Annotated in this window: 21 protein-coding genes; 5 read left to right on the top strand and 16 right to left on the bottom strand. The window is 67.5% G+C overall.

Annotated features, from left to right (window positions below; genetic code table 11):
* From HLH34_RS02165 to HLH34_RS02185, 5 genes are all read right to left on the bottom strand, one after another.
* Positions 1 to 1239, bottom strand: a 1239-nt coding sequence (locus HLH34_RS02165; protein WP_183117978.1) for a dihydroxyacetone kinase family protein, incomplete at its 3' end; no start/stop codon positions are given.
* Positions 1240 to 1275: 36 nt separating this feature from the next.
* Positions 1276 to 2208, bottom strand: coding sequence for a sugar phosphate isomerase/epimerase family protein (locus HLH34_RS02170; protein WP_183117979.1), 933 nt, complete (start codon positions 2206 to 2208; stop codon positions 1276 to 1278).
* A 41-nt stretch (positions 2209 to 2249) separates the two neighbouring features.
* Entirely contained in the window at positions 2250 to 3683 is a 1434-nt protein-coding gene (locus HLH34_RS02175; protein WP_183117980.1) for an MFS transporter, read from the bottom strand.
* Between the two features lie 64 nt (positions 3684 to 3747).
* Positions 3748 to 4749 (bottom strand): D-erythronate dehydrogenase, encoded by a 1002-nt coding sequence (gene denD, locus HLH34_RS02180; protein WP_183117981.1) that lies wholly within the window; start codon positions 4747 to 4749, stop codon positions 3748 to 3750.
* A 161-nt stretch (positions 4750 to 4910) separates the two neighbouring features.
* The gene (locus HLH34_RS02185) at positions 4911 to 5837 is read right to left on the bottom strand and encodes a LysR family transcriptional regulator (protein ID WP_183117982.1); all 927 of its coding nucleotides are present in this window, start codon (positions 5835 to 5837) and stop codon (positions 4911 to 4913) included.
* 222 nt (positions 5838 to 6059) lie between these two features.
* On the opposite strand from HLH34_RS02185, the gene HLH34_RS02190 reads away from it, so the two are divergent.
* Positions 6060 to 7508 (top strand): MFS transporter, encoded by a 1449-nt coding sequence (locus HLH34_RS02190; RefSeq protein ID WP_220792006.1) that lies wholly within the window; start codon positions 6060 to 6062, stop codon positions 7506 to 7508.
* 25 nt (positions 7509 to 7533) lie between these two features.
* On the opposite strand, the gene HLH34_RS19730 is transcribed toward HLH34_RS02190, so the two are convergent.
* Positions 7534 to 7992 (bottom strand): DUF1272 domain-containing protein, encoded by a 459-nt coding sequence (locus tag HLH34_RS19730; RefSeq protein ID WP_342354495.1) that lies wholly within the window; start codon positions 7990 to 7992, stop codon positions 7534 to 7536.
* Here HLH34_RS19730 and HLH34_RS02200 point away from each other — a divergent pair.
* On the top strand, positions 7878 to 8393 hold the full coding sequence (locus HLH34_RS02200) for a GNAT family N-acetyltransferase (protein WP_183117984.1): 516 nt from the start codon (positions 7878 to 7880) through the stop codon (positions 8391 to 8393). The genes HLH34_RS19730 and HLH34_RS02200 overlap by 115 nt on opposite strands.
* A gap of 92 nt (positions 8394 to 8485) precedes the next feature.
* Here HLH34_RS02200 and otnI read toward each other — a convergent pair whose 3' ends face one another.
* The 6 genes from otnI to HLH34_RS02230 all read right to left on the bottom strand — a co-directional run bounded on the left by otnI (position 8486) and on the right by HLH34_RS02230 (position 14676).
* Entirely contained in the window at positions 8486 to 9283 is a 798-nt protein-coding gene (gene otnI / locus HLH34_RS02205; RefSeq protein WP_183117985.1) for a 2-oxo-tetronate isomerase, read from the bottom strand.
* Positions 9284 to 9319: 36 nt separating this feature from the next.
* Positions 9320 to 9961 carry a 3-oxo-tetronate 4-phosphate decarboxylase gene (gene otnC, locus HLH34_RS02210; protein ID WP_183118288.1) on the bottom strand — a complete coding sequence of 214 codons (642 nt, stop codon included), beginning with the start codon at positions 9959 to 9961 and terminating at the stop codon, positions 9320 to 9322.
* Entirely contained in the window at positions 9961 to 11271 is a 1311-nt protein-coding gene (gene otnK, locus HLH34_RS02215) for a 3-oxo-tetronate kinase (protein ID WP_183117986.1), read from the bottom strand. Before otnK ends, otnC begins: the two co-directional genes overlap by 1 nt.
* Positions 11268 to 12350 (bottom strand): L-threonate dehydrogenase, encoded by a 1083-nt coding sequence (ltnD, locus tag HLH34_RS02220; protein WP_264784361.1) that lies wholly within the window; start codon positions 12348 to 12350, stop codon positions 11268 to 11270. The genes otnK and ltnD overlap by 4 nt, the downstream gene beginning before the upstream one ends.
* Entirely contained in the window at positions 12245 to 13603 is a 1359-nt protein-coding gene (locus HLH34_RS02225) for an MFS transporter (RefSeq protein ID WP_183117988.1), read from the bottom strand. The genes ltnD and HLH34_RS02225 overlap by 106 nt, the downstream gene beginning before the upstream one ends.
* Before the next feature lie 128 nt (positions 13604 to 13731).
* Entirely contained in the window at positions 13732 to 14676 is a 945-nt protein-coding gene (locus tag HLH34_RS02230) for a 3-hydroxyacyl-CoA dehydrogenase (protein ID WP_183117989.1), read from the bottom strand.
* A gap of 124 nt (positions 14677 to 14800) precedes the next feature.
* Here HLH34_RS02230 and HLH34_RS02235 point away from each other — a divergent pair, with 124 nt between their 5' ends.
* On the top strand, positions 14801 to 15538 hold the full coding sequence (locus tag HLH34_RS02235; protein ID WP_183117990.1) for a GntR family transcriptional regulator: 738 nt from the start codon (positions 14801 to 14803) through the stop codon (positions 15536 to 15538).
* 92 nt (positions 15539 to 15630) lie between these two features.
* Here HLH34_RS02235 and HLH34_RS02240 read toward each other — a convergent pair whose 3' ends face one another.
* From HLH34_RS02240 to HLH34_RS02255, 4 genes are all read right to left on the bottom strand, one after another.
* A complete protein-coding gene (locus HLH34_RS02240) occupies positions 15631 to 16350 on the bottom strand; it encodes an RBBP9/YdeN family alpha/beta hydrolase (protein WP_240162021.1) in 720 nt (239 codons plus the stop codon).
* On the bottom strand, positions 16340 to 16570 hold the full coding sequence (locus HLH34_RS02245) for a hypothetical protein (protein WP_220792007.1): 231 nt from the start codon (positions 16568 to 16570) through the stop codon (positions 16340 to 16342). Before HLH34_RS02245 ends, HLH34_RS02240 begins: the two co-directional genes overlap by 11 nt.
* A 131-nt stretch (positions 16571 to 16701) precedes the next feature.
* The gene (locus HLH34_RS02250) at positions 16702 to 17214 is read right to left on the bottom strand and encodes a thioredoxin domain-containing protein (RefSeq protein WP_183117992.1); all 513 of its coding nucleotides are present in this window, start codon (positions 17212 to 17214) and stop codon (positions 16702 to 16704) included.
* 46 nt (positions 17215 to 17260) lie between these two features.
* Positions 17261 to 17902 (bottom strand): peroxiredoxin, encoded by a 642-nt coding sequence (locus tag HLH34_RS02255; protein ID WP_183117993.1) that lies wholly within the window; start codon positions 17900 to 17902, stop codon positions 17261 to 17263.
* 534 nt (positions 17903 to 18436) lie between these two features.
* Here HLH34_RS02255 and HLH34_RS02260 point away from each other — a divergent pair.
* Together HLH34_RS02260 and HLH34_RS02265 are read left to right on the top strand one after the other, a co-directional pair.
* Entirely contained in the window at positions 18437 to 18625 is a 189-nt protein-coding gene (locus tag HLH34_RS02260) for a hypothetical protein (RefSeq protein WP_183117994.1), read from the top strand.
* 74 nt (positions 18626 to 18699) lie between these two features.
* Positions 18700 to 18999 carry a co-chaperone GroES gene (locus HLH34_RS02265; RefSeq protein WP_220792008.1) on the top strand — a complete coding sequence of 100 codons (300 nt, stop codon included), beginning with the start codon at positions 18700 to 18702 and terminating at the stop codon, positions 18997 to 18999.
* The last annotated feature ends 6 nt before the right edge of the window (positions 19000 to 19005 follow it).

Below are 19005 nucleotides of genomic sequence, written 5' to 3' on the forward strand. Positions count from 1 at the left end.
GGTCGCGGCGTCGCGGGCGGCGCGCGCGCCCGCCGCCGACCCGCAGGCCATGCCCCGGCCGTGATCGCCGTCGCCGGCCTGGGCGTCGATGCGGCCCAGTTCGGCCTCGGCCCCGTCCAGCGTCGCGGCCAGCAGGCTCAGCGCCTCGGCCACCGCCTGCCCGGCGGCGCGCGATGCGGCGGTGGATGGTGCCCAGATGGCGGCCTGGTCGGCGGCTTCCTCGATTTTCGGGGCCGGCGTGGTCGGGATGATGGTCCCGCGCGTCAGGGCGGCACTGTCGCATGGGGCGGTCCACAGGGGTTCCAGCGTGTCGTCCAGCCAGGTCAGCGACAGCGAGCACCCTTCCATGTCCAGGCTGGTGATGAATTCGCCTACCTCGGGGCGGATCGCGTCCAGGCCGGCGTTGCGCAGTCCGGCCGCGACGGACGTCCACAGCACGAACAGTTCCTCCTGCTTGGTGCCGCCCAGCCCGTTCAGCACCGCCGCGACATGCGTGCCCGCGCCGGCCGGCATGTCGTCCAGCAGACGGCCGACCAGCAGGGTCGCCAGGTCGCCGGCCCGCAGGATCGCGACCTCGTCGATGCCGGGCTCGCCATGAATGCCCAGGCCCAGCGCCATATGCCCCGCCGGGACCGAGAACAGGGGCGCCTCGGCGCCCGGCAGGGTGCAGCCGCCGAACGCCACGCCGAACGAGCGCGTACGGTCGTTGGCGTGGCGGGCGATCCGCGCGACCTCGTCCAGCGGCCGGCCGCCTTCGGCCGCGGCCGCCGCCAGCTTCAGCACCAGCAGGTCGCCCGCGATGCCGCGCCGCCTGGCCGGTTCGCGCGCACTGGCGATGTCGTCGGTGATCGCCACGATGCGCGTGTCGATCCCTTCGCGGCGCAGCCGTTCGGCGGCGATGTTGAAATTCAGCACGTCGCCGGCATAATTGCCGAACATCAGCACCACGCCGCCGCCGCGATCCGCCCGCTTGCAGACATCGTAGACCGCCTTGGCTGACGGCGAGGCGAAGATGTCGCCGGCCACGGCGGCGTCGGCCAGGCCCGGCCCGACATAGCCGGCGAAGGCCGGGTAATGGCCGCTGCCGCCGCCGATGACCACGGCGACCTTGCCGGGGGGCGTGGCGGTGGCCCGCATCACCCCGCTGCGGATGCGCTGCACAAGGTGGGCGTGAACGTCGCAGAACCCGTCCAGCGCCGTCGCCGCGAAGCCGTCCGCCCCGTTATGGATATGCGTCATGTCGAGTGTACTCCTGGCGTTTGCCGTGATGCGTCTTCAGCGCGGCAGGATGCGGCGCAGGTATTCGCGGTTGGTGGCGCTGACGCTCAGCCCGTCGCCGCCGTAATGTTCGACCAGGAAGGCGCTGCGAAACCCGTGTTCCAGCGCCTTGCGGATCGCCGCGCGATAGCTGATGATGCCGAATTCCAGCGGCGCGGGCGCGGTGACGACCAGCCCGGTGGTCGCGTCCTCGGTGCGGAAGTAGTTCTTCACGTGCCAGTAGCGGGCAAAGGGCGCGACCTTCTCCATCATCGTCTGCCAGTGTTCGACCGGGCGGTGCAGCCGCACCAGATTGCCCAGGTCGGCGTTCAGCCCCACGTTCGGCAGGTCGATGTCGGTGACGAAGCGGACCGCGCTGTCGGCGGTGCCCAGATAGGTATCCTCGTACATCTCCAGCGACAGTTCGATGCCGGCGTCGGCGGCATGCCGCCCCAGTTCGCGCAGGCGATCGACCGCCAGGGCCCAGGTCGCGCGGTCGTCTGGGTCGCGGTAGCCATCGACCGTCCAGAACCACAGCGCGCGCTTCTGTTCCGGCGTCAGGGCCTGGAACAGCCCGAAGGACACCGCCCCCGCGCCGATTTCCGCCGCCACGTCGATCAGGCGGTGGGAATATTCCAGGTATTCCTCGCCATGTTGCGCGTCGATCACGCTGCGCCGCGCGGTCGAGATGGCGGGGATCGTCAGCCCGGCGTCGCGCACCACGCCCATGAATTCGTTCAGGCGGCTGCGGCCCAGATCGGCGATCCGCAACCAGGAATCGGTGGGATCGAGGTCCGTGAAGCCGGCGTCCGCGACATCGGCCAGGGTCGCGGCCCAGTGCTCGGCCGGCACATCCTGCACGCACCGCCCGTCGGGCAGGATGTTCGGATACTGGATCATCGCGGCCGCGATGGGCCAGTTATGGCGGTTCCAGGGTGCGGTTGCAGGCATCGGATGAGTCTCCTGTATGGGAAAGACGATTTCGGAAGCGGTCAGGGTGTGGCGATACGCGGGCCGACGGGCAGGGGCCGGGCATCGGCCGGGGCGCCGTCGGCGGGCGGAAGATCGGCCGCCGCGATCACCCGGCGCCCCCGGGCGGGCAGCAGCATCGCCAGCCCGATTCCCAGCAGGGCCGCGATGCCCAGCGCATGCAGGCCGGCGCTGGGGGAGAGGAAGATGCGGTCGGCCGCCGCCCGCAGGTTCGGGGCGACGAAACCGCCGAGATTGCCAAGCGAATTGATCACCGCGATCGAACCCGCGGCCGCGGTTCCGCCGAAGCGGTCGGTCGGAAAGGTCCAGAAGATGGCCTGGGCCGAGATGATGCCGGCGGCGGCGATGCACAGCATGACGATGGCGACCTGCGGCGGCGCATGGGCCGACACCACGATCCCGCCCGAAATGCACAGCAGGGTGACGATGAAGAAGGCGCGCGGCCGGTTGACGCGCGAGGCCAGGGGCGGCCAGAACGCGGTGAAGAACACGGCGCACAGCCACGGCAGGGCGGACACCAGGCTGACCTTCAGCCCGATCGCCACGCCCAGAAGCTGGCTGACCTGGTCGGGTAGGTAGAACGCGACGCCGTAGCTGCCGATCTGCATCAGGAAATAGATGGTGGTGAACAGCAGCAGCCACGGATCGCGCAGCGCATGCAGGAAGCTTGAAGCCCCCTCGGCCTCTTTCTGCCGGGTCTCGCGGGCCAGCACCGTCGACAGGGCCAGCTTTTCCTCGTCGTCCAGCCACGTGACATCGGCCGGCCGGTCGGGCAGCACGAACAGCGTGACGACGCCCACCGCCGAGGCCATCAGCCCTTCGATCAGGAACATCCATTGCCAGCCGGCCAGGCCGCCGATCCGGTCCATCCCCAGCAGCAGGCCCGACAGCGGCGTGCCCAGCACCAGCGCCAGCGCATAGCCGAAATAGAAACGGCCGATGACGCGCCCGCGCTCTTCCGGCGGGAACCAGTAGGTCAGATACAGGATCACGCCCGGAAAGAATCCGGCCTCGGCGATGCCCAGCACGAAGCGCAGCGCGACGAACGACGTGCCGCCCTGGACGAACATGGTGCAGGCGGCGACCAGCCCCCAGGTGACCATGATGCGCGCCATCCAGCGCCGCGCGCCGACGCGGTGAAGGATCAGGTTGCTGGGGACCTCGCACAGCGCATAGCCGACGAAGAAGATGCCAGCCCCCAGCGCGAAGGCGGCGGGCGACAGGCCGATGGCGCCGGCCAGCGCCTGCTTGGCCATGCCGACATTGGCGCGGTCCAGGAACGCCAGCATGTACATCAGGATCAGGAAGGGGACGAGGCGGCCACGCGCCTTGCGGATGGCGTTCTGCAACGGTGTCGGGGTCGGCGCGGCGGGCCGCGACGCGACGCCCGGCGTCCGGCCGGCCCCGAGGCCGGCCCTGGAGAGGGTGATGCTCATGTCGGACTGTCTCCGGCCCCGTGTGGGGCAAGACGGGTTGACCCCGTTCTGTGGTCGGAAAGCGTCAGGAGGCGCGGCGCAGGCCCGGTTGTTCGCCGCCCAGTTCGTCGTCGATATGGGCCTGGATGATGTCCTCGAACGCCGCCTCGGCGACGAAGCCCAGGGCCCGCGCGCGCGCCGGGTCGAAGGCCCGCGCCCAGCCGGTGACGATGCGCTGGATCAGCGGGTCGGGTTCGCGGCGGATCAGCGCCACTGCCCGTGGGCCGGCGATCTTGCGGAGGGCCTCGATCTGCTCGCCGACGGTGACCGACAGGCCGGGCATCGTCAGGTTCGGGCGGCCGCCCAGCGTGGCGGGGTCCAGCGTCGCCGCATGCAGGAAAAAGGACACGGCCGAACGCGGGCTGGTCATCCAGTGGCGCACGTCCTCGCCCACCGGCAGGATCGCCTCCTGCCCCACCAGCGGTTCGCGAATGATGTTCGAGAAGAAGCCGGACGCCGCCAGGTTGGGCTTGCCCGGCCGCACGCAGATGGTCGGCAGGCGCAGGCCGATCCCGTCCAGCAGGCCCCGGCGGGTGTAGTCCGCCAGCAGCAGTTCGCACATCGCCTTCTGCGTGCCGTAGCTGGTCTGCGGGGTCAGAAGATAATCGTCGCCGATCACATCGGGCATGTCGCCGCCGAACACCGCGTTCGTGGACGCGAAGATCACCCGTGGCCGGGCCCCGTCCGCCGCGTTCGGCCGCAGCGCGTCGAACAGCGCGCGCGTGCCGTCCAGATTGATGCGGTATCCCTTTTCCAGATTGGCCTCGGCATCGCCCGAGACGATGGCCGCCAGATGGAAGACCAGGTCGGGCCGCAATGCCGCCATGCGTGCGGCCTCGCCGGGCTGGCCCAGGTCGGCGACCAGGCAGTCGGTCCGGTCCTCCAGCCCCGGCGGGGTGGCGGGCAGGACGACGTCGGCCAGGGTCAGGCGGGTGATGCCGTGCGATCCGACGACGGGCGCCCGGCCGAGGGCTTCGGCCAGCTTGCGCCCGATCATGCCGGCCGCGCCAAGAATCAGCACATGCATAGGATACTTCCCCTGCCTGTCGGATCGTCGGGCCGCCGAAAGTCGGCTGTCGTATCCGCAGGCTTTGTTGTTGCTGTTGGGGGCATCCTTTCGTGGGGCGCGGGCAATTACAAATCGAGTTTTGGGAAGGCCCGATTACGAAATCCGATCACACGGGCTCTTCAGCCGCCCGTCCCCGCCGCGCCGGCACGCAGCAGGGCCATCATCCGGGTCAGTGCATTGCCTGCGGGGCGATTTCGCAAGGTCACCATCGCATAGGGGCGCAGGATGCGCGGCAGCCGCACCGGCAATTCGGCGATGGCGCCATGGCGGACGAAGAAGGCGCTGATCCTGTGCGGCAGAACCGCGATCAGCGACGTTTCCGCCAGCATGCAGATGGTGGCGGTTACCGACGCGGATTCCACCGGATGCGGCGGAAAGGACAGGCGTTCGACGGTGAATGCCGCGTCGATCGCTCGCCGCATCGGGCTGGTGCCCGGTTGCAGCAGCCAGCGTTCGCCCACCAGGTCCCGCAGGGCCAGATCATGGCGCGCCAGCAGCGGATGGTTCGGGCCCACGACGATCCGCAGGTCCTCGTCTTCCAGCGTTTCGACGTTCAAATCCTCGTTCTCGACAAGGCTGATCGGCCGCCCGACCATCAGGTCGATCCGGCCGTTCTGCAATTCCACCAGCAGCACGTCGCTGTTGTCCGTCGTCAGTGAAATCGACACCCGTGGGTTTTCGCCGATGATACGGCCGACCGCCGGGGCGACCAGATCGGGCATGGCCGCGACGACGGTGCCGATGCGCACCACGCCCGAGATTCCGGTCCGTAATTCGTCAATATCCTGCTGAAGCCGTCCGATGTCGCTCAGCATCAGGCGGGCGTGACGCGCCACCAGCGAACCGAAGGGAGTCGGCACCATTCCCTTGGGCCGGCGCTCGAACAGGGGCACGCCCAGCGTGTGCTCGATTTCCTGCAACAATTTCGTCGCCGTCGGCTGCGACATGTTCAGAAGTTCCGAGGTGCGGTGCAGGTTGCAGCTTTCCTCCAGGCTGAGAACAAGCGTCAGGTGGCGGAATTTCAGTCGCGTAAGCAGATGCCGCATCTGTCTTCTGTACCTCGCGGTCGGTAACCCACATTGTGAAACGCAACGACAGGACACAAAGAATCGTCATGCCCTGCCTAAGATCGAACGCCTCTTATGCATCTGTTCCGGTAGCGCGGCGTTGCGATCCGGGATGTGACATCATCCGCACCGTAACGCGAACGGGCGGTGTCGGATCCCCCGTAAGCCGGCGACACGTCCGGCAGGCAAGGAAGAACGGTCATGAAAAACCGCCCGCCTCCCGCCGCATATGCGCGGGATATTCACGATATTGTTTCGGACGATGCCGCGCCCCCGCCACCGGGAATGGGGGGCCGCACGCCCCGCGTCGCCCGGACCGGGCGCCTGGCGCTGGCCCTGCTGGTGGCCGGCGGCGCGCTGAATTACGTGGACCGGGCCACCCTGGCCGTGGCGAATCCGCTGATCCGTCACGATCTGGGCATTTCGGTCGCGGCGATGGGGGCGTTGCTGTCGGCCTTTCTGTGGGCCTATGCCCTGGCACAATTGCCCGCCGGCCTGCTGGTGGACCGACTGGGGCCGCGCCGGGTGCTGTCGGCGGGGCTGGCTGTGTGGTCTCTGGCGCAATGCCTGGGTGGGCTGGTGACCGGGTTCGGGGCGATGTTCGCCACGCGTCTGCTGCTGGGGGTGGGGGAATCGCCGCAATCCCCCGCCAGCGCACGGGTGGTGCGGGACTGGTTCGCCGTTCCGGCGCGCGGCACCGCGACGGGGATCTGGAATTCGGCCTCGACGCTGGGTTCGGCAATTTCGGTGCCGCTTCTGACGGTGCTGATGCTGTCGTTTGGTTGGCGCTGGATGTTCGGGATCATGGGGGTGGTGGGGCTGGTCTTCGCCGGACTGTTCTGGCTGCTGCATCGCGACCCGGCGGACATCGCCCTCACGGCAGACGAACGCGACTATCTGCGCGACGACAGGCATGGGGTCGGGCGCGGCCCGGTCAGCCTGCGCGAATGGCGCCGCCTGTTTGCGTTCCGGACCACCTGGGGCATGATGGCGGGGTATTTCGGCTGTATCTATGTGCTGTGGATCTATAACGCATGGCTGCCGGGTTACTTGGAGATGGACCGGCACATGAGCGTGGCGCGCACCGGATGGATCGCGGCCATTCCCTTCCTGTTCGGGATCGCGGGCAGCCTGTGCGGCGGCCGCCTGGTCGATGTGCTGGTCCGGCATGGCGTCTCGCCGGTCGGCAGCCGGAAATATCCGATGATTCTGGCCTTGCTGGGCACCGCCGGCGCCACCCTCCTGGCGGCCGAGGTCGCCAGCAACGCGATCGCCATCGGCTGCATCAGCGTGGCGATGTTCCTGCTGTATGTCTGCACCGCGACGGGCTGGGCGATGGCGCCCGTCGCGGCGCCCGGGCGGTGCACGGCGTCGATCGGGGCGATGCAGAATTGCGGCGGCTATATCGGGGGTGCCTTCGCCCCGGTCGTGACCGGCCTGCTGGGACAGGCCACCGGATCGTTCCGGACGGCGCTGTGGGCCGGGGCCGGCGTCGCCATCCTGGCCGCGCTGGCCTATGGCGTGCTGATCGGCGACCCGATCGACGAAGCCGCGCTGGCCAGCGAAACGCCAACCAGCGCCCCGTCTTCGCGTACGGGGGAGGACGGGACGGCATGGAACCCTGGGGTGCCCGCGCGTGAACCGTCGTGAGCCTGCATGGCAGGAAAGGAAGGATTTATCCGAACGACGCGGTGCATCCTTCGGGTTTCAGGATACGCATTGTCGATGCGGGGGATTTTTCGAGGAAGTGATCGGCCCGGGTCGGTCTCGCGACCAGGTTTCCCCCGCAGTTGGGGCATCGTCCACCCAACCTGTCCTCCCCACAGCTTGCGCAAAAAGTGCATTCGAAGGAGCAGATCAGCGCAGCCGTGTCCGAAGGGGGCAGGTCCCTGTCGCAACATTCGCAGTTCGGCCGCATCTCAAGCATCTCATCCCCCGCCATTTGCCGAGACTGACATTGACAGTTATCCAGATGTTCGTAAATGCTGGCGCGTGCCCGCTGGATGATATGGGAACGCCATGCTGGAGAAGGGACAAAAAAATGTCTCGCTACGCCCGGCGCTCGTCCAGGAAGCGAAGAGCCTGACGGAACTGTGTCTCCGTTCCAAAGCCGTGTGGGGATATGACGCGGCATTCCTGGATGCGTGCCGGAACGAGCTCGAGATTTCTCCTGACGATATTCTGTCCTCTCTGGTCTACGTGGCGGAAAATGACGGATCCGTCGTCGGTGTTGCGCGAGTGACGTTTCATGGAGAAACGGCGGAACTCGAAAAACTTTTTGTTGATCCCGCTTTTCGGAATCTGGGTGCGGGGCATGTCCTGTTCGCGTGGGCGGTCGTAACCGCGCGTGCGCACGGCGCACTGACCATGCACATTGAATCCGATCCGGGCGCGGCGGAGTTTTATCGGCGGATGGGGGCGCAGGACGCTGGCAAAGTCGCATCGGGGTCGATCCCGGGACGATTCATTCCATGCCTGAAGGTCGATTTGCGGAAGGAAATGACGCAAACGGCATGCCTCAGGGCGCGGTCCTGAAACCTGCCAAGGCATTCTTTGGAGTCCGGTCATGGATCGGGGTCCAGGGCCTCAGGGCCTGGTAGCTTCGGGCAACGCCCGGCGGTGTCGTGCTACGGCGACGGGGCGCTGCGTCCACGCCAGGGTTCGATCCAGCCCAGCCCCGCGCGCATCGTCCCACGGGGGCGGTATTCGCATCCGATCCAGCCCGCATAGCCGAGCGTATCCAGCAGGCGGAACAGGTACGGGTAGGCCAGTTCGCCGTCGTCGGGTTCGTGGCGATCGGGCACGCCGGCCGCCTGGATATGGCCGATGACCGGCATCAGTGCGCGGAGGCGGGTGGCGACGTCGCCCTGCATGATCTGGGCGTGATAGAGGTCGAACTGGACCTGGACATTCTCCGCGCCGATGGCGGTGCAGACCGCCGCGGCGTCTTCCTGGCGGGTCAGGAAATATCCTGGCATATCGCGGGTATTGATCGCTTCCAGCACGATCGTCACGCCGGCGTCGCGCGCCTGGCGGGCGGCGTGGGCGATGTTGTCCACATAGACGTCGCGATACCGGTCGCGCGTGTTCTCGTCGGGGCACAGGCCGGCCATCACATGCAGGCGCCGGTTGCCCAGCACGGCGGCATAGGCCAGTGCGGTCTCGATACTGCGGCGGAACGCGTCCTGCCGGCCCGGCAGGGCGGCCAGACCGCGTTCGCCTGCCGCCCAATCTCCCGGCGGGGCATTGAACAGCGCCATCACCAGATCGTTGTCGCGCAGGCGCGCCCGGATCTCGGACGCGGAATGGGCGTAAGGAAACAGGAACTCGACACCGCGAAACCCGTCCGCCGCCGCGGCAGCGAAACGGTCCAGAAAATCGCATTCGACGTAATTCATCGTCAGGTTGGCGGCAAAGGCGGGCATGGCGGGGGATATCCTTGCTGTCGGCACACGAAACGATCAGGGCCAGGTCACGCCGAAGGTCCGGCACAGATCCTCAACCTGCTCCGGCCCCAACGGGGCAGGGCGGGGAAGGGTCATCAGCCACAGGCGCGCGGTTTCCTCCAACTCCTCCAGCGCGTCCGCCGCCTGGGTGACGGTGGCCCCCCACATGACGGGACCCAGGCGTTCCAGCATCACGCCCCGGACATGGCGCGCGAGCGCGCCCACCTGCTCGGCCACCGTCGGCGCCCCCGGACGGTCGTAGGCGATCAGCGGAATCCGCCCGACCTTCATCACCTGGTAGGGCGTGATCGGCGGCAGGATCGCATCGGGCGTATGCACACCCGCCAGCGTCAGCGCCACCAGATGGGTGGAATGGGTGTGGACCACGCCATGGCAGTCGGGGCGGTTTTCATAGATCCGCCGGTGCAGCGACAGAGTCTTGGATGGGCGGTCGCCGGATATCCAGTCGCCATCGGACGAAATCCGCGCGATAGCGGCGGGATCGAGCCGCCCGAGGCAGGCGTCTGTCGGCGTGACCAGCCAGCCGTCTTCAAGGCGGACGCTGATATTGCCCGAACTGCCGACCGTATAGCCGCGCCGGTGCAGGTTCCACCCGATCAGGCAGATCTCCTCGCGCCGCATGCTCTCCACGCTCATCATTCCACTCCCGTCGCGCGTGCCGCGTCCGATCCTGCCAGTGCCGCCACGGCCTGGGCAAAGAAATCCGGCCCGCCGAAATTGCCCGATTTCAGCGCAAAGCCCATCTGGTCCCGCCCCAGGCTGACAGTGGCCGGCACCCCCGGCGCGATCGGCGCCCCGATCCGCAGCATTTCCATCCCCAGGGCCAGGACCACCGCGCCCGAGGTCTCGCCGCCCGCCACCACGAAATGCCGCACGCCCTGTTCGCGCAACCCCCGGGCCAGGTCGCCCATCGCGTGCTCGATCATCGTGCCGGCGGCCTGCACCCCCAGGCGGCGCTGCACCGCCGCGACCTCGTCGGCCGGGCCGGTGGCGTAGATCAGCGGCGTGCCGATGCTGCGGCGGGCGAAGGCCAGCGCGCGGGCCACCACCGGCTCGCCCGCCGCCAGCAGCATCGGGTCGATCCGGAAGGCCGGCCGTCCGTCCTCGATCCACTGGGCGACCTGCCGGTTGGTCATGTCGGACGCGCTGCCGGCCAGCACCGCGCAGCGGCCCGCGATGCGGGGCAGCGTGGTCGCGTCCTGCGCCGGCAGCAGGCCCTGCCGGCGGAAATTGGCGGGCAGGCCCATCGCCATGCCCGACCCGCCGGTCACCAGCGGGTGGTCGGCGCAGGCCTCGCCCAGCACCAGCAGGTCCTTTTCGTCCAGCGCGTCGGCGATGGCCATGCCGGCGCCCTCGGCCCGCAATTGCGCGAGGCGCGCACGCACGGCCCCGGCCCCTCGCGCCACCACCTGATGTGCGACCAGCCCCACCGTCGCATCGGTCTGGGCCTGCAATACCCGCACCAGGCTGGGGTCGCGCATCGGCGTCAGGGGGTGGTTGCGCATCCCGCTCTCGCTCAGCAGCACGTCCCCCACGAACAGATAGCCCTGGTAGACCGTGCGCTGATTGGCGGGAAAAGCCGGGCAGGCGATGGCCAGCGGCGTCCCGGTGGCCGCCATCAGGGCCTGGGTCACCGGGCCGATATTCCCCGCCGGCGTCGAATCGAAGGTCGAGCAGTATTTGAAGAAGGTCTGCCGGCATCCCCGGGCGTGCAGCCACGCCAGGGCGGCCAGCGACTGTTCGACGGCCTCCTGCGCCGGAACGGTCCGGGTCTTGAGCGCGACGACGATCGCATCGGTCGCGATGTCGGCCAGCTTCGCATCGTCCTGCACTCCAATGGTCTGCACCGTGCGCATTCCGCCCGCCACCAGCGTGCTGGCCAGGTCGGTCGCGCCGGTGAAATCGTCGGCGATGCAGCCCAGAAGAGGACGGTGAGCCTGCGTCATGACGCCATTCCCCCATTGTCGTTTCCGGCCGGGGGATGCGGGTCCGGCAGGGTGATTCCGGGAAAGATCTTGATGACGGCGGAATCGTCCTCGCGCCCCAGCCCGGCGGCGGCGGCCTGAAGGAACATCTGATGCGCGGCCGAGGCCAGAGGCAGGGGAAAGCACGCGGCCCGGGCGGTATCCAGCACCAGGCCCAGGTCCTTGACGAAGATATCGACCGCCGACAGCGGCGTGTAATCCCCGGCCAGAACATGGGCCATGCGGTTCTCGAACATCCAGGAATTGCCGGCGCTGTGGGTGATGATGTCGTACACCGTCTTCGGGTCGGCCCCTTCGCGCAGGCCCAGCGCCATGGCCTCGGCGGCGGCGGCGATATGCACCCCGGCCAGCAACTGGTTGATGACCTTGATCCGCGTGCCCAGCCCCACCCGGTCGCCCACGCGATAGACCCGGCCGGCGATCGCCGGCAGCACATCCTGCGCCCGGTCGTAGGCCTCGGGCGGGCCGGAGGTCATCAGCGTCATTTCGCCCGTCGCGGCCTTTGCCGCCCCGCCCGACATAGGGGCGTCCAGCAGCCAGACGCCCCCCGCGCGCAGCCGGGTTTCCAGCGCCTCGATCGCGGCGGGGGCGACGGTCGCGCAGGCGATGACCAGCCCGCCCGGCCGCATCGCCGCGAATGCGCCGTCGGGGCCGAACAGCACGGTGTCGGTCTGGGCCGCGTTCACCACCAGGACGATGATGATATTGCACGCCTCGGCCACGCCGGCGGGGGTGGTGCCGGCCACACCACCCTGGGTGGCGAAGGCCGCCAGCACCTCGGGCCGGATGTCGTAGGCATGCACGGCGTATCCGGCCCGCAACAGCGATTGCGCGACGCCCAGCCCCATGGCGCCCAGGCCGATGACCCCTATGGAGGGTTTCATGATGTGCTGTCCTTCCTGTTTCGCGATGGGCCTGTTTTGGCGACCGGCGTCTACATCGCGGCCTTGCTGCGATCCGTCATCAGGCTCAACGCCACCGCCGCGACGACCCCGCCGAAGACCAGGTACGCCGCCACCGCGTAGCCGCTGCCCGACCAGGCCAGCAGGGCGGCGGCGACCAGCGGTGCCGGGCCGCCGGCCACCAGCGAGGACATCTGGTAGCCCAGCCCCGCGCCCGAATATCGGATATTCACTGGAAATTGCTCGGAAATCAGGGACGCCTGTGCCCCGTACTGCAACGCATGCGGCAGCAGCGACAGCGCGATGGCGACGAAGATCAGCGTGGTGTTGCCGGAATTCAGGACCCGGAAATAGGGAAAGGCCATCAGCACCAGCACGGCGCAGCCGATATAATACATCCGGCGCCGGCCGATGCGATCGGCAGCCACGGCGCAGACCGGTAGCAGGATCATGTCGATCACCGCCGCGACCAGCGTCGCCGACAGCACGAAGGTGCGGGTGACATGGGCGGTGGTGGTCGCATAATCGAAGATGAAGGCAGTGAAGATATAAAACGGCATCTGCTCGGACATGCGCAGGAACGCGATCATGATGATTTCGCGCCAGTACCCGCGCAGCACCGTGCCCACCGGGCTGGCCTCGATCCGTTTTTCCTGCAAGGCCCGGGCGAATGACGGTGTTTCGCGGATCGACAACCGCACCAGCAGGCCGATGACGACCAGGACCCCGGACAGCAGGAACGGAATGCGCCATCCGCCCACCAGGAAATCGGGGCCAGTCAGCAGGCTGGCGCCCATCACCGCCGACGTGGATAGGATCAGCCCGATCGAGGTGCCGACCTGCGGCCATGCCCCGGCGGCTCCCCGCCGGTTCTGCTCGCCCCATTCCAGCGACATCAGCGCGGCCCCGCCCCATTCCCCGCCGACGCCGAAGCCCTGCACGACGCGCAGCGTCACCAGCAGCGCCGGCGCCCACAGGCCGATCCGGTCGTAGGACGGCAGGACGCCGATCAGGAAGGTCGCCAGGCCGCTGAGGGTCAGGGTGACGATCAGCGTCGTCTTGCGGCCCACCCGGTCGCCGAAATGCCCGAAGACCGCCGCCCCGATGGGACGGATGAGGAATGCGACGCCGAACGAGGCGAAGGACAGCATCAGCGATACCAGCCGGTTGTGACTGGGGAAGAACAGATGCGGAAACACCAGGGCCGCCGTGGCGCCGTAGATGTAATATTCGTACCATTCGATGGTGGTGCCGATCAGGCTGCCGATCGACGCCCGGCGGCGTTGCTGCCGGGCATCGGGTGCCTGCGCCATGCGCTGGGCCTCCGCGCCGGCATCGGAAAGGGGTGGGGCGCCGATGCCGGCGCCGCGTGACATCGTCAGATCGTTCATGTCCAGAGTCCTTCGACAATTTCTTGTACCGCGGAAGGCGGCTTGTTTTTTGTCTGTCGTCGGCGCAGGCAGTTCTATCGAATGGGGTCCAGGGTCTCAGGCCCTGGCGGGTTCGGGCAAAGCCCGGATCACTCCTGATCCTGGACAATCTCCCTCTTGGTGCGCACCAGCCGCGCCAGGCACCGGTCGCGCCACGCCTTGCGCGCGTCCAGGTCCGCGGCCGGCGTTCTGCCGCGCCGTGCCGCCTCGACGCGGGCGACCAGCGCTTCGCTCCAGGGGCGCGGATCGGCCTGTTCGCGCGCCAAATCGTAGTACATCGGGCCCAGCTTGCGGCAATAATCGGCGATTCCGCCCTGGGCGTTCAGGTCGATGGTCTCGAACGGACCCATGAAGAACCAGCGCAGCCCCAGCCCGTTCGACATCGCGGCATCCACGTCGTCGGGCGAGCAGATTCCGTCCTCGACCAGGCGAAACCCCTCGGCCAGCACGGCGCTTTGCAGGCGGTTGACCACGAAGCCGGGGATTTCGCGGCTGAGCTGGATGGGGACCTGGCCCACCGCCTGCATCAGGGCGTGGGTGCGCGCCACGACCGATGGATCGGTCCAGGGGGCGGGAATGATCTCGACCAGCGGGATCAGGTGCGGCGGGTTGATCGGGTGCGCCACGACGCAGCGCGCCCGGCCCGGGATCCCGGCCGTGAAGGCGGAGGCCGGCAGGCCCGAGGTGGAACTGGCGATCACCGCGTCGGGTCCGGCCGCCACGGCCAGGTCGCGATAGAGTTCCTGCTTCACCGCCAGGCGTTCGGGCGCGCTTTCCTGGATATAGTCGGCGTTGCGTACCGCCTCGGCCAGCGAGGGGGCGGGGCGCAGGCGCGCCAGAACGTCCTCGACACGTTCGGCATGCAGCAGATCCTGCCGGGCCAGCGTTTCCGCGGCATTGCGCGCCACATCCAGCGCGGTCTGCACGGCAGTGGGCGAGGGATCATACAGCGTGACGTCGAAGCCTGCCCGGCTGAAGACCAGGGCCCACGAGCCCCCGACCAGGCCGCAGCCGACAAGTGCGATGTTCTTCATGTGGTGCTTCCCCGAATCTGATGACCCGATAATGGCGCGACCATTCTTTTTGTTTTCGCAGATCCGATCCGATCGGATATACGATATGGAGAACGTTGCTGAGTTCAGAGGGGCCTGTCAAGAAATGTTTGCGAGACCGCCGCGACCCGATCCGTCTTCCTCGTTGGCCCCGCAGGGTGGACAGGATGCCGCGATCCTGCCGGCCGGCCCTGTGGCACGGCCCGTCCGCCTGGCCGGCGAGGTGTACGAAATTCTACTGAAACGGCTGATGGCTTTGGAAATCGAGCCGGGGGACCGCATCAGCGTCGATGCCCTGGTCCGCGAACTGGAGGTGTCGCAGACGCCGATCCGCGAGGCGCTGGGCCGGCTGGAAAGCCAGGGGCTGGTCGTCAAGGTGCATCTGTCGGGATACCGGGCGGCCCCGCAACTGACGCGCAAGCAGTTCGGCGACCTGGCGGAACTGCGCCTGCTGATCGAACCCGCCGCCGCCGCCAAGGCCGCCGTGCTGATGTCCGACGAGGAACGCGACGCGATCGCCACCATCGCCGACAGCATGGGCCAGCGCTTCAGCATGGATACACAGGTGGCCTACAACCGCTTCGCCGAGGAAGACACCCGTTTCCATGCCGCGATCGCGAAGGCCAGCCAGAACGAATTGTACCACGACATCCTGGTGCGGCAGGCCGTCCATGTGCGCCTGTTCCGTCTGCGGCTGTCGGCGCGGGTCACGACGGACGCGCTGGTGGAACACGCCCGCATCATCGACGCCTTCCACGCCCGCGACCCCGATGCCGTGGCGGCAGCGATGCGCACGCATCTGGAAAACGCCTACGCCCGCTTCGTGGGGATCTACGATTCCTGACAGGCCGGTGAAGGTACGGGCGCCGGTGGAGGTTTGCGGCGGGCGGTCAAGCCCAACCGGCGCCAAGGGTCTTCATGGACCGGATCCCGTTGTCAGGCGGGTGTCGGGCGGCGGCAGGTTCCGTCGGGCAGGGCACGGACGAAGCGCGTGAGTCGATCCAGGCCGGCGTCCCATGCACCGAGGCCCGAGGTGCCGCCGATATGACCGGAGGCGCCGGCATCGACCAGGGACGCCTGCCAGGCTGCCGCCAGATCCTCGGCCCGCGCGAACGCAAGCCAGTTGTCGTTCCGGCTTGCGACCAGGGTGGCCGGAAACGGCAGCGGCGTACGGGGCAGGGGATGGAAACCGTGAATCCGGTTGCGCTCGGGGGCCGTGGAGGTCTCGACATCCGCCGGGGCGACGAGGAAGGCCCCGGCGATGCCTCTTCCGCCTTGGCCCTGCGCCCAGCGCGCGACCAGGACGGCGCCCAGGCTGTGGGCGATGAACAGCACCGGACGCCGGCAGGTGCGTAGCGTCTTTTCCAGGCCCGTGACCCATGACTCATAGATGGGTTCCGCCCAGTCCTTCTGGATGACGCGGCGACTGGCCAGGGCAATCTGCCAGCGTGTCTGCCAATGGTCCGGGCCGGACCCGTGCAGGCCGGGAACGATGACGGTGTCATAGGGCGACAGCAGGTTGCGCAGGCGTTGTACCTTGGCGGGCGACAGGCGCGGGCTGTGTCCCACTGCCGTGGTGCCGGCATGGAGCTGTGCGGGCGGCATCCGGCGGTCGTATCGTGTGAAGCCGGGGGTGGACGCGCGTTCAGTCGGCATGCAGCAGTTCCTCCAGCTTCGCGAGTTGGATGCGCAGCCTCTCGATCTTCTGCGCGCGGCGATGGTCGGCATCGGCGGCGGCATCCTGCCGCGACGGGAAACAATCCCTGCCGATACGCAGGGCCTGGCTGCTGCCCTCGGGCGTGAACCATCCGTCCGTGCGCGGGTATCCCCTGATGCGCGTGATCCTGCGGGTCAGGGCGGTCTTCGACACCCACATATGGACCGGCTTGTCCGATATTTCGGACTGCGAGGCCCGTGTCGGCGTTTTGACCGTGGCGTCTCGCCATGTCCCTCGGGACAGGGGCCTGACGCTCCGGGGGGATGATACCGGATTGTCCATGTTCAGGGTCATGCGGCAGACCTTACATCATGGTCCTCGGCCCTTTCGGCGTCGGACAGCGCCTGCCATATCCGCAGGATGTCGCCGAAATCCTGCAGCCCGGAGGACGGGTAGGAGATGGTCATGCGGATCGTCCTGTCGGGGGCGATGACGAACACGCTCCGCGCGTTCAGGTGCGCGCCGGCGCGATATATCTCCGGATCGACCCCGGCATAGAGCGCACGCACATGGTCCGAGGGGGCGAGGACCAGCGGGATGATGGCGTCCACCCGAGGGGGCATGACGCCCGTGCCCTCGGTGTCCTGTCCATGGCCGCGCGACAGGCCCAGCAGGCGCGGCGTGCGGAACGCGCCGCCGCCCGGGGCCATCTCGGTCGCCGCGCGCAGCGTCGAGGGCCTGAAATCATCGGGGTGACTGATAAGCAGCCCCCATGACGCACCGAGCCACGCATGGAACACGATCGGCCCGGCGGTAGTCTCGGCCCGGAAATCCGGGGCTTTCTGTCCTGGAAAAAGTGGCATCGTCCTGGTGCCCTCTGCGCTGGGACGGTTGTGCGGTTCGCTGGGCTCAGTGCGGGCGACCGGGTTGCCGCACCAGGCGCAGATAGGGGCGCAGCGTCTTCCAGCCTTCGGGGAACAGCGTGCGGGCCTGCTCGTCGCTGACCGAAGGGGCGATGATGACGTCGTCGCCGTTGCGCCAGTTGGCCGGTGTCGTGACCTTGTGCCGGTCGGTCAGTTGCAGGCTGTCCAGAACCCGCAGGACCTCATCAAAATTGCGTCCGGCCGAAGGCGGGTAGGTCAGGGTCAGGCGAATTCTCTTGTCCGGATCGATGATGAACACCGTCCGCACGGTGACTTTCGCGTCGGCGGCCGGATGGATCATGTCATAGAGCGCAGCCACCCGCCCGTCGGCATCGGCGATCAGCGGAAAGTTGACTTGCGCGCCTTGCGTTTCCGCGATGTCCTGTTCCCATTCGCGATGGCTGCCGACAGGATCGACCGACAGGCCGATGACCTTGGTGTTCCGCTTCTCCCATTCGGGGGCCAGGCGCGCGACCGCGCCCAGTTCGGTGGTGCAGACCGGTGTGAAATCCTTGGGATGGCTGAACAGGATGCCCCATGACGATCCCAGCCATTCATGAAAGCGGATCGGCCCGGCGGTCGTCTCCTGCTCGAAATCCGGTGCCGTTTCCCCAAGATGGATCGACATCTGGGATCTCCTTGTATGGTGCGCCGCGATCATCCGTGGCTGGTGCATTAAATGCGACTTAAAATTGTGAGTCAATTAAACCACGTCAAAAAATAGGAAACACATGGCGCAGGAAGCGAGCGTGGCTTCAATCAGGGAGCGGAAGGGATGGGAAGTTCCCCTGCGTGATGCTATGGGCTGGCTGGGCTCCGGCAAAGGAACATCATTATAAGTTACTGATAATATTCATTAATATAGTACATTTTCCTCCTTCGGGTTGATTAATAACCGAAATATAAAATAAATAATTTTCACACGATAATTTATCGTTTTTTACGTTGACCCGTAGCGCCCGTGACGTATGATCGCCGCCACACCGCCGATTGTGGCAGGTGCCAAGGGAGGGGGACGGTGGCGATGCGAATGTGCAGCTTGCAGCGATGTAGCGCGACGCGTCAGTGCGTCCCCGACGCGCCGGAAGGCGCCCCCTGACATGCCGGCAGGCCGACTGCCGGCGGAAGCCGCCTGCGGGCGGGCTTTTCAAGGCAGAAGACCATGCTGAATTCAACGATCATCGAAATTGACGGAATCTTCCTCGGCGCCGCCATCCTTTTGGATGGTGTATCCGCCAGGCGATTCTATGCCACGCATGACAGCGTGCGCTCCCTCCACAATGAAACCCTGCCCGACCTGGCGTCACTGACGCGGCGGGTCGCGCAGCATTTTCGCCGCAGCCGCGCGTAATCGGCCGATGCCGTCGCGGCGTCCGGGCGCCGGGCGCATGCGATGTGGCCCAGACTTCTGATGAAAGTTCCAAAATGAGCATTTTTCGTCCGTTGTACGACCGCGTGGTCCTGCGGCGTATCTCGCCTGCCGAAAAGACGGCTGGTGGCATCATCATTCCCGACACCGCGCAGGAAAAGCCGGTCGAGGCCGTCGTTGTCGCCGTCGGTCCCGGCGCGCGTGACGCGCAGGGGCAGATTGTGCCGCTGGCCGTCCGGGAGGGCGATCGGGTCCTGTTCGGCAAATGGTCGGGTACCGAGGTCAGGGTCGCGGGGGAAGATCTTCTGATCGTCCGTGAATCGGACCTGTTCGGCGTCGTCGCCGCGGCCGCCTAAGCTTAC

Source organism: Gluconacetobacter azotocaptans, assembly GCF_014174355.1.
Taxonomy (GTDB): Bacteria; Pseudomonadota; Alphaproteobacteria; order Acetobacterales; family Acetobacteraceae; genus Gluconacetobacter; species Gluconacetobacter azotocaptans.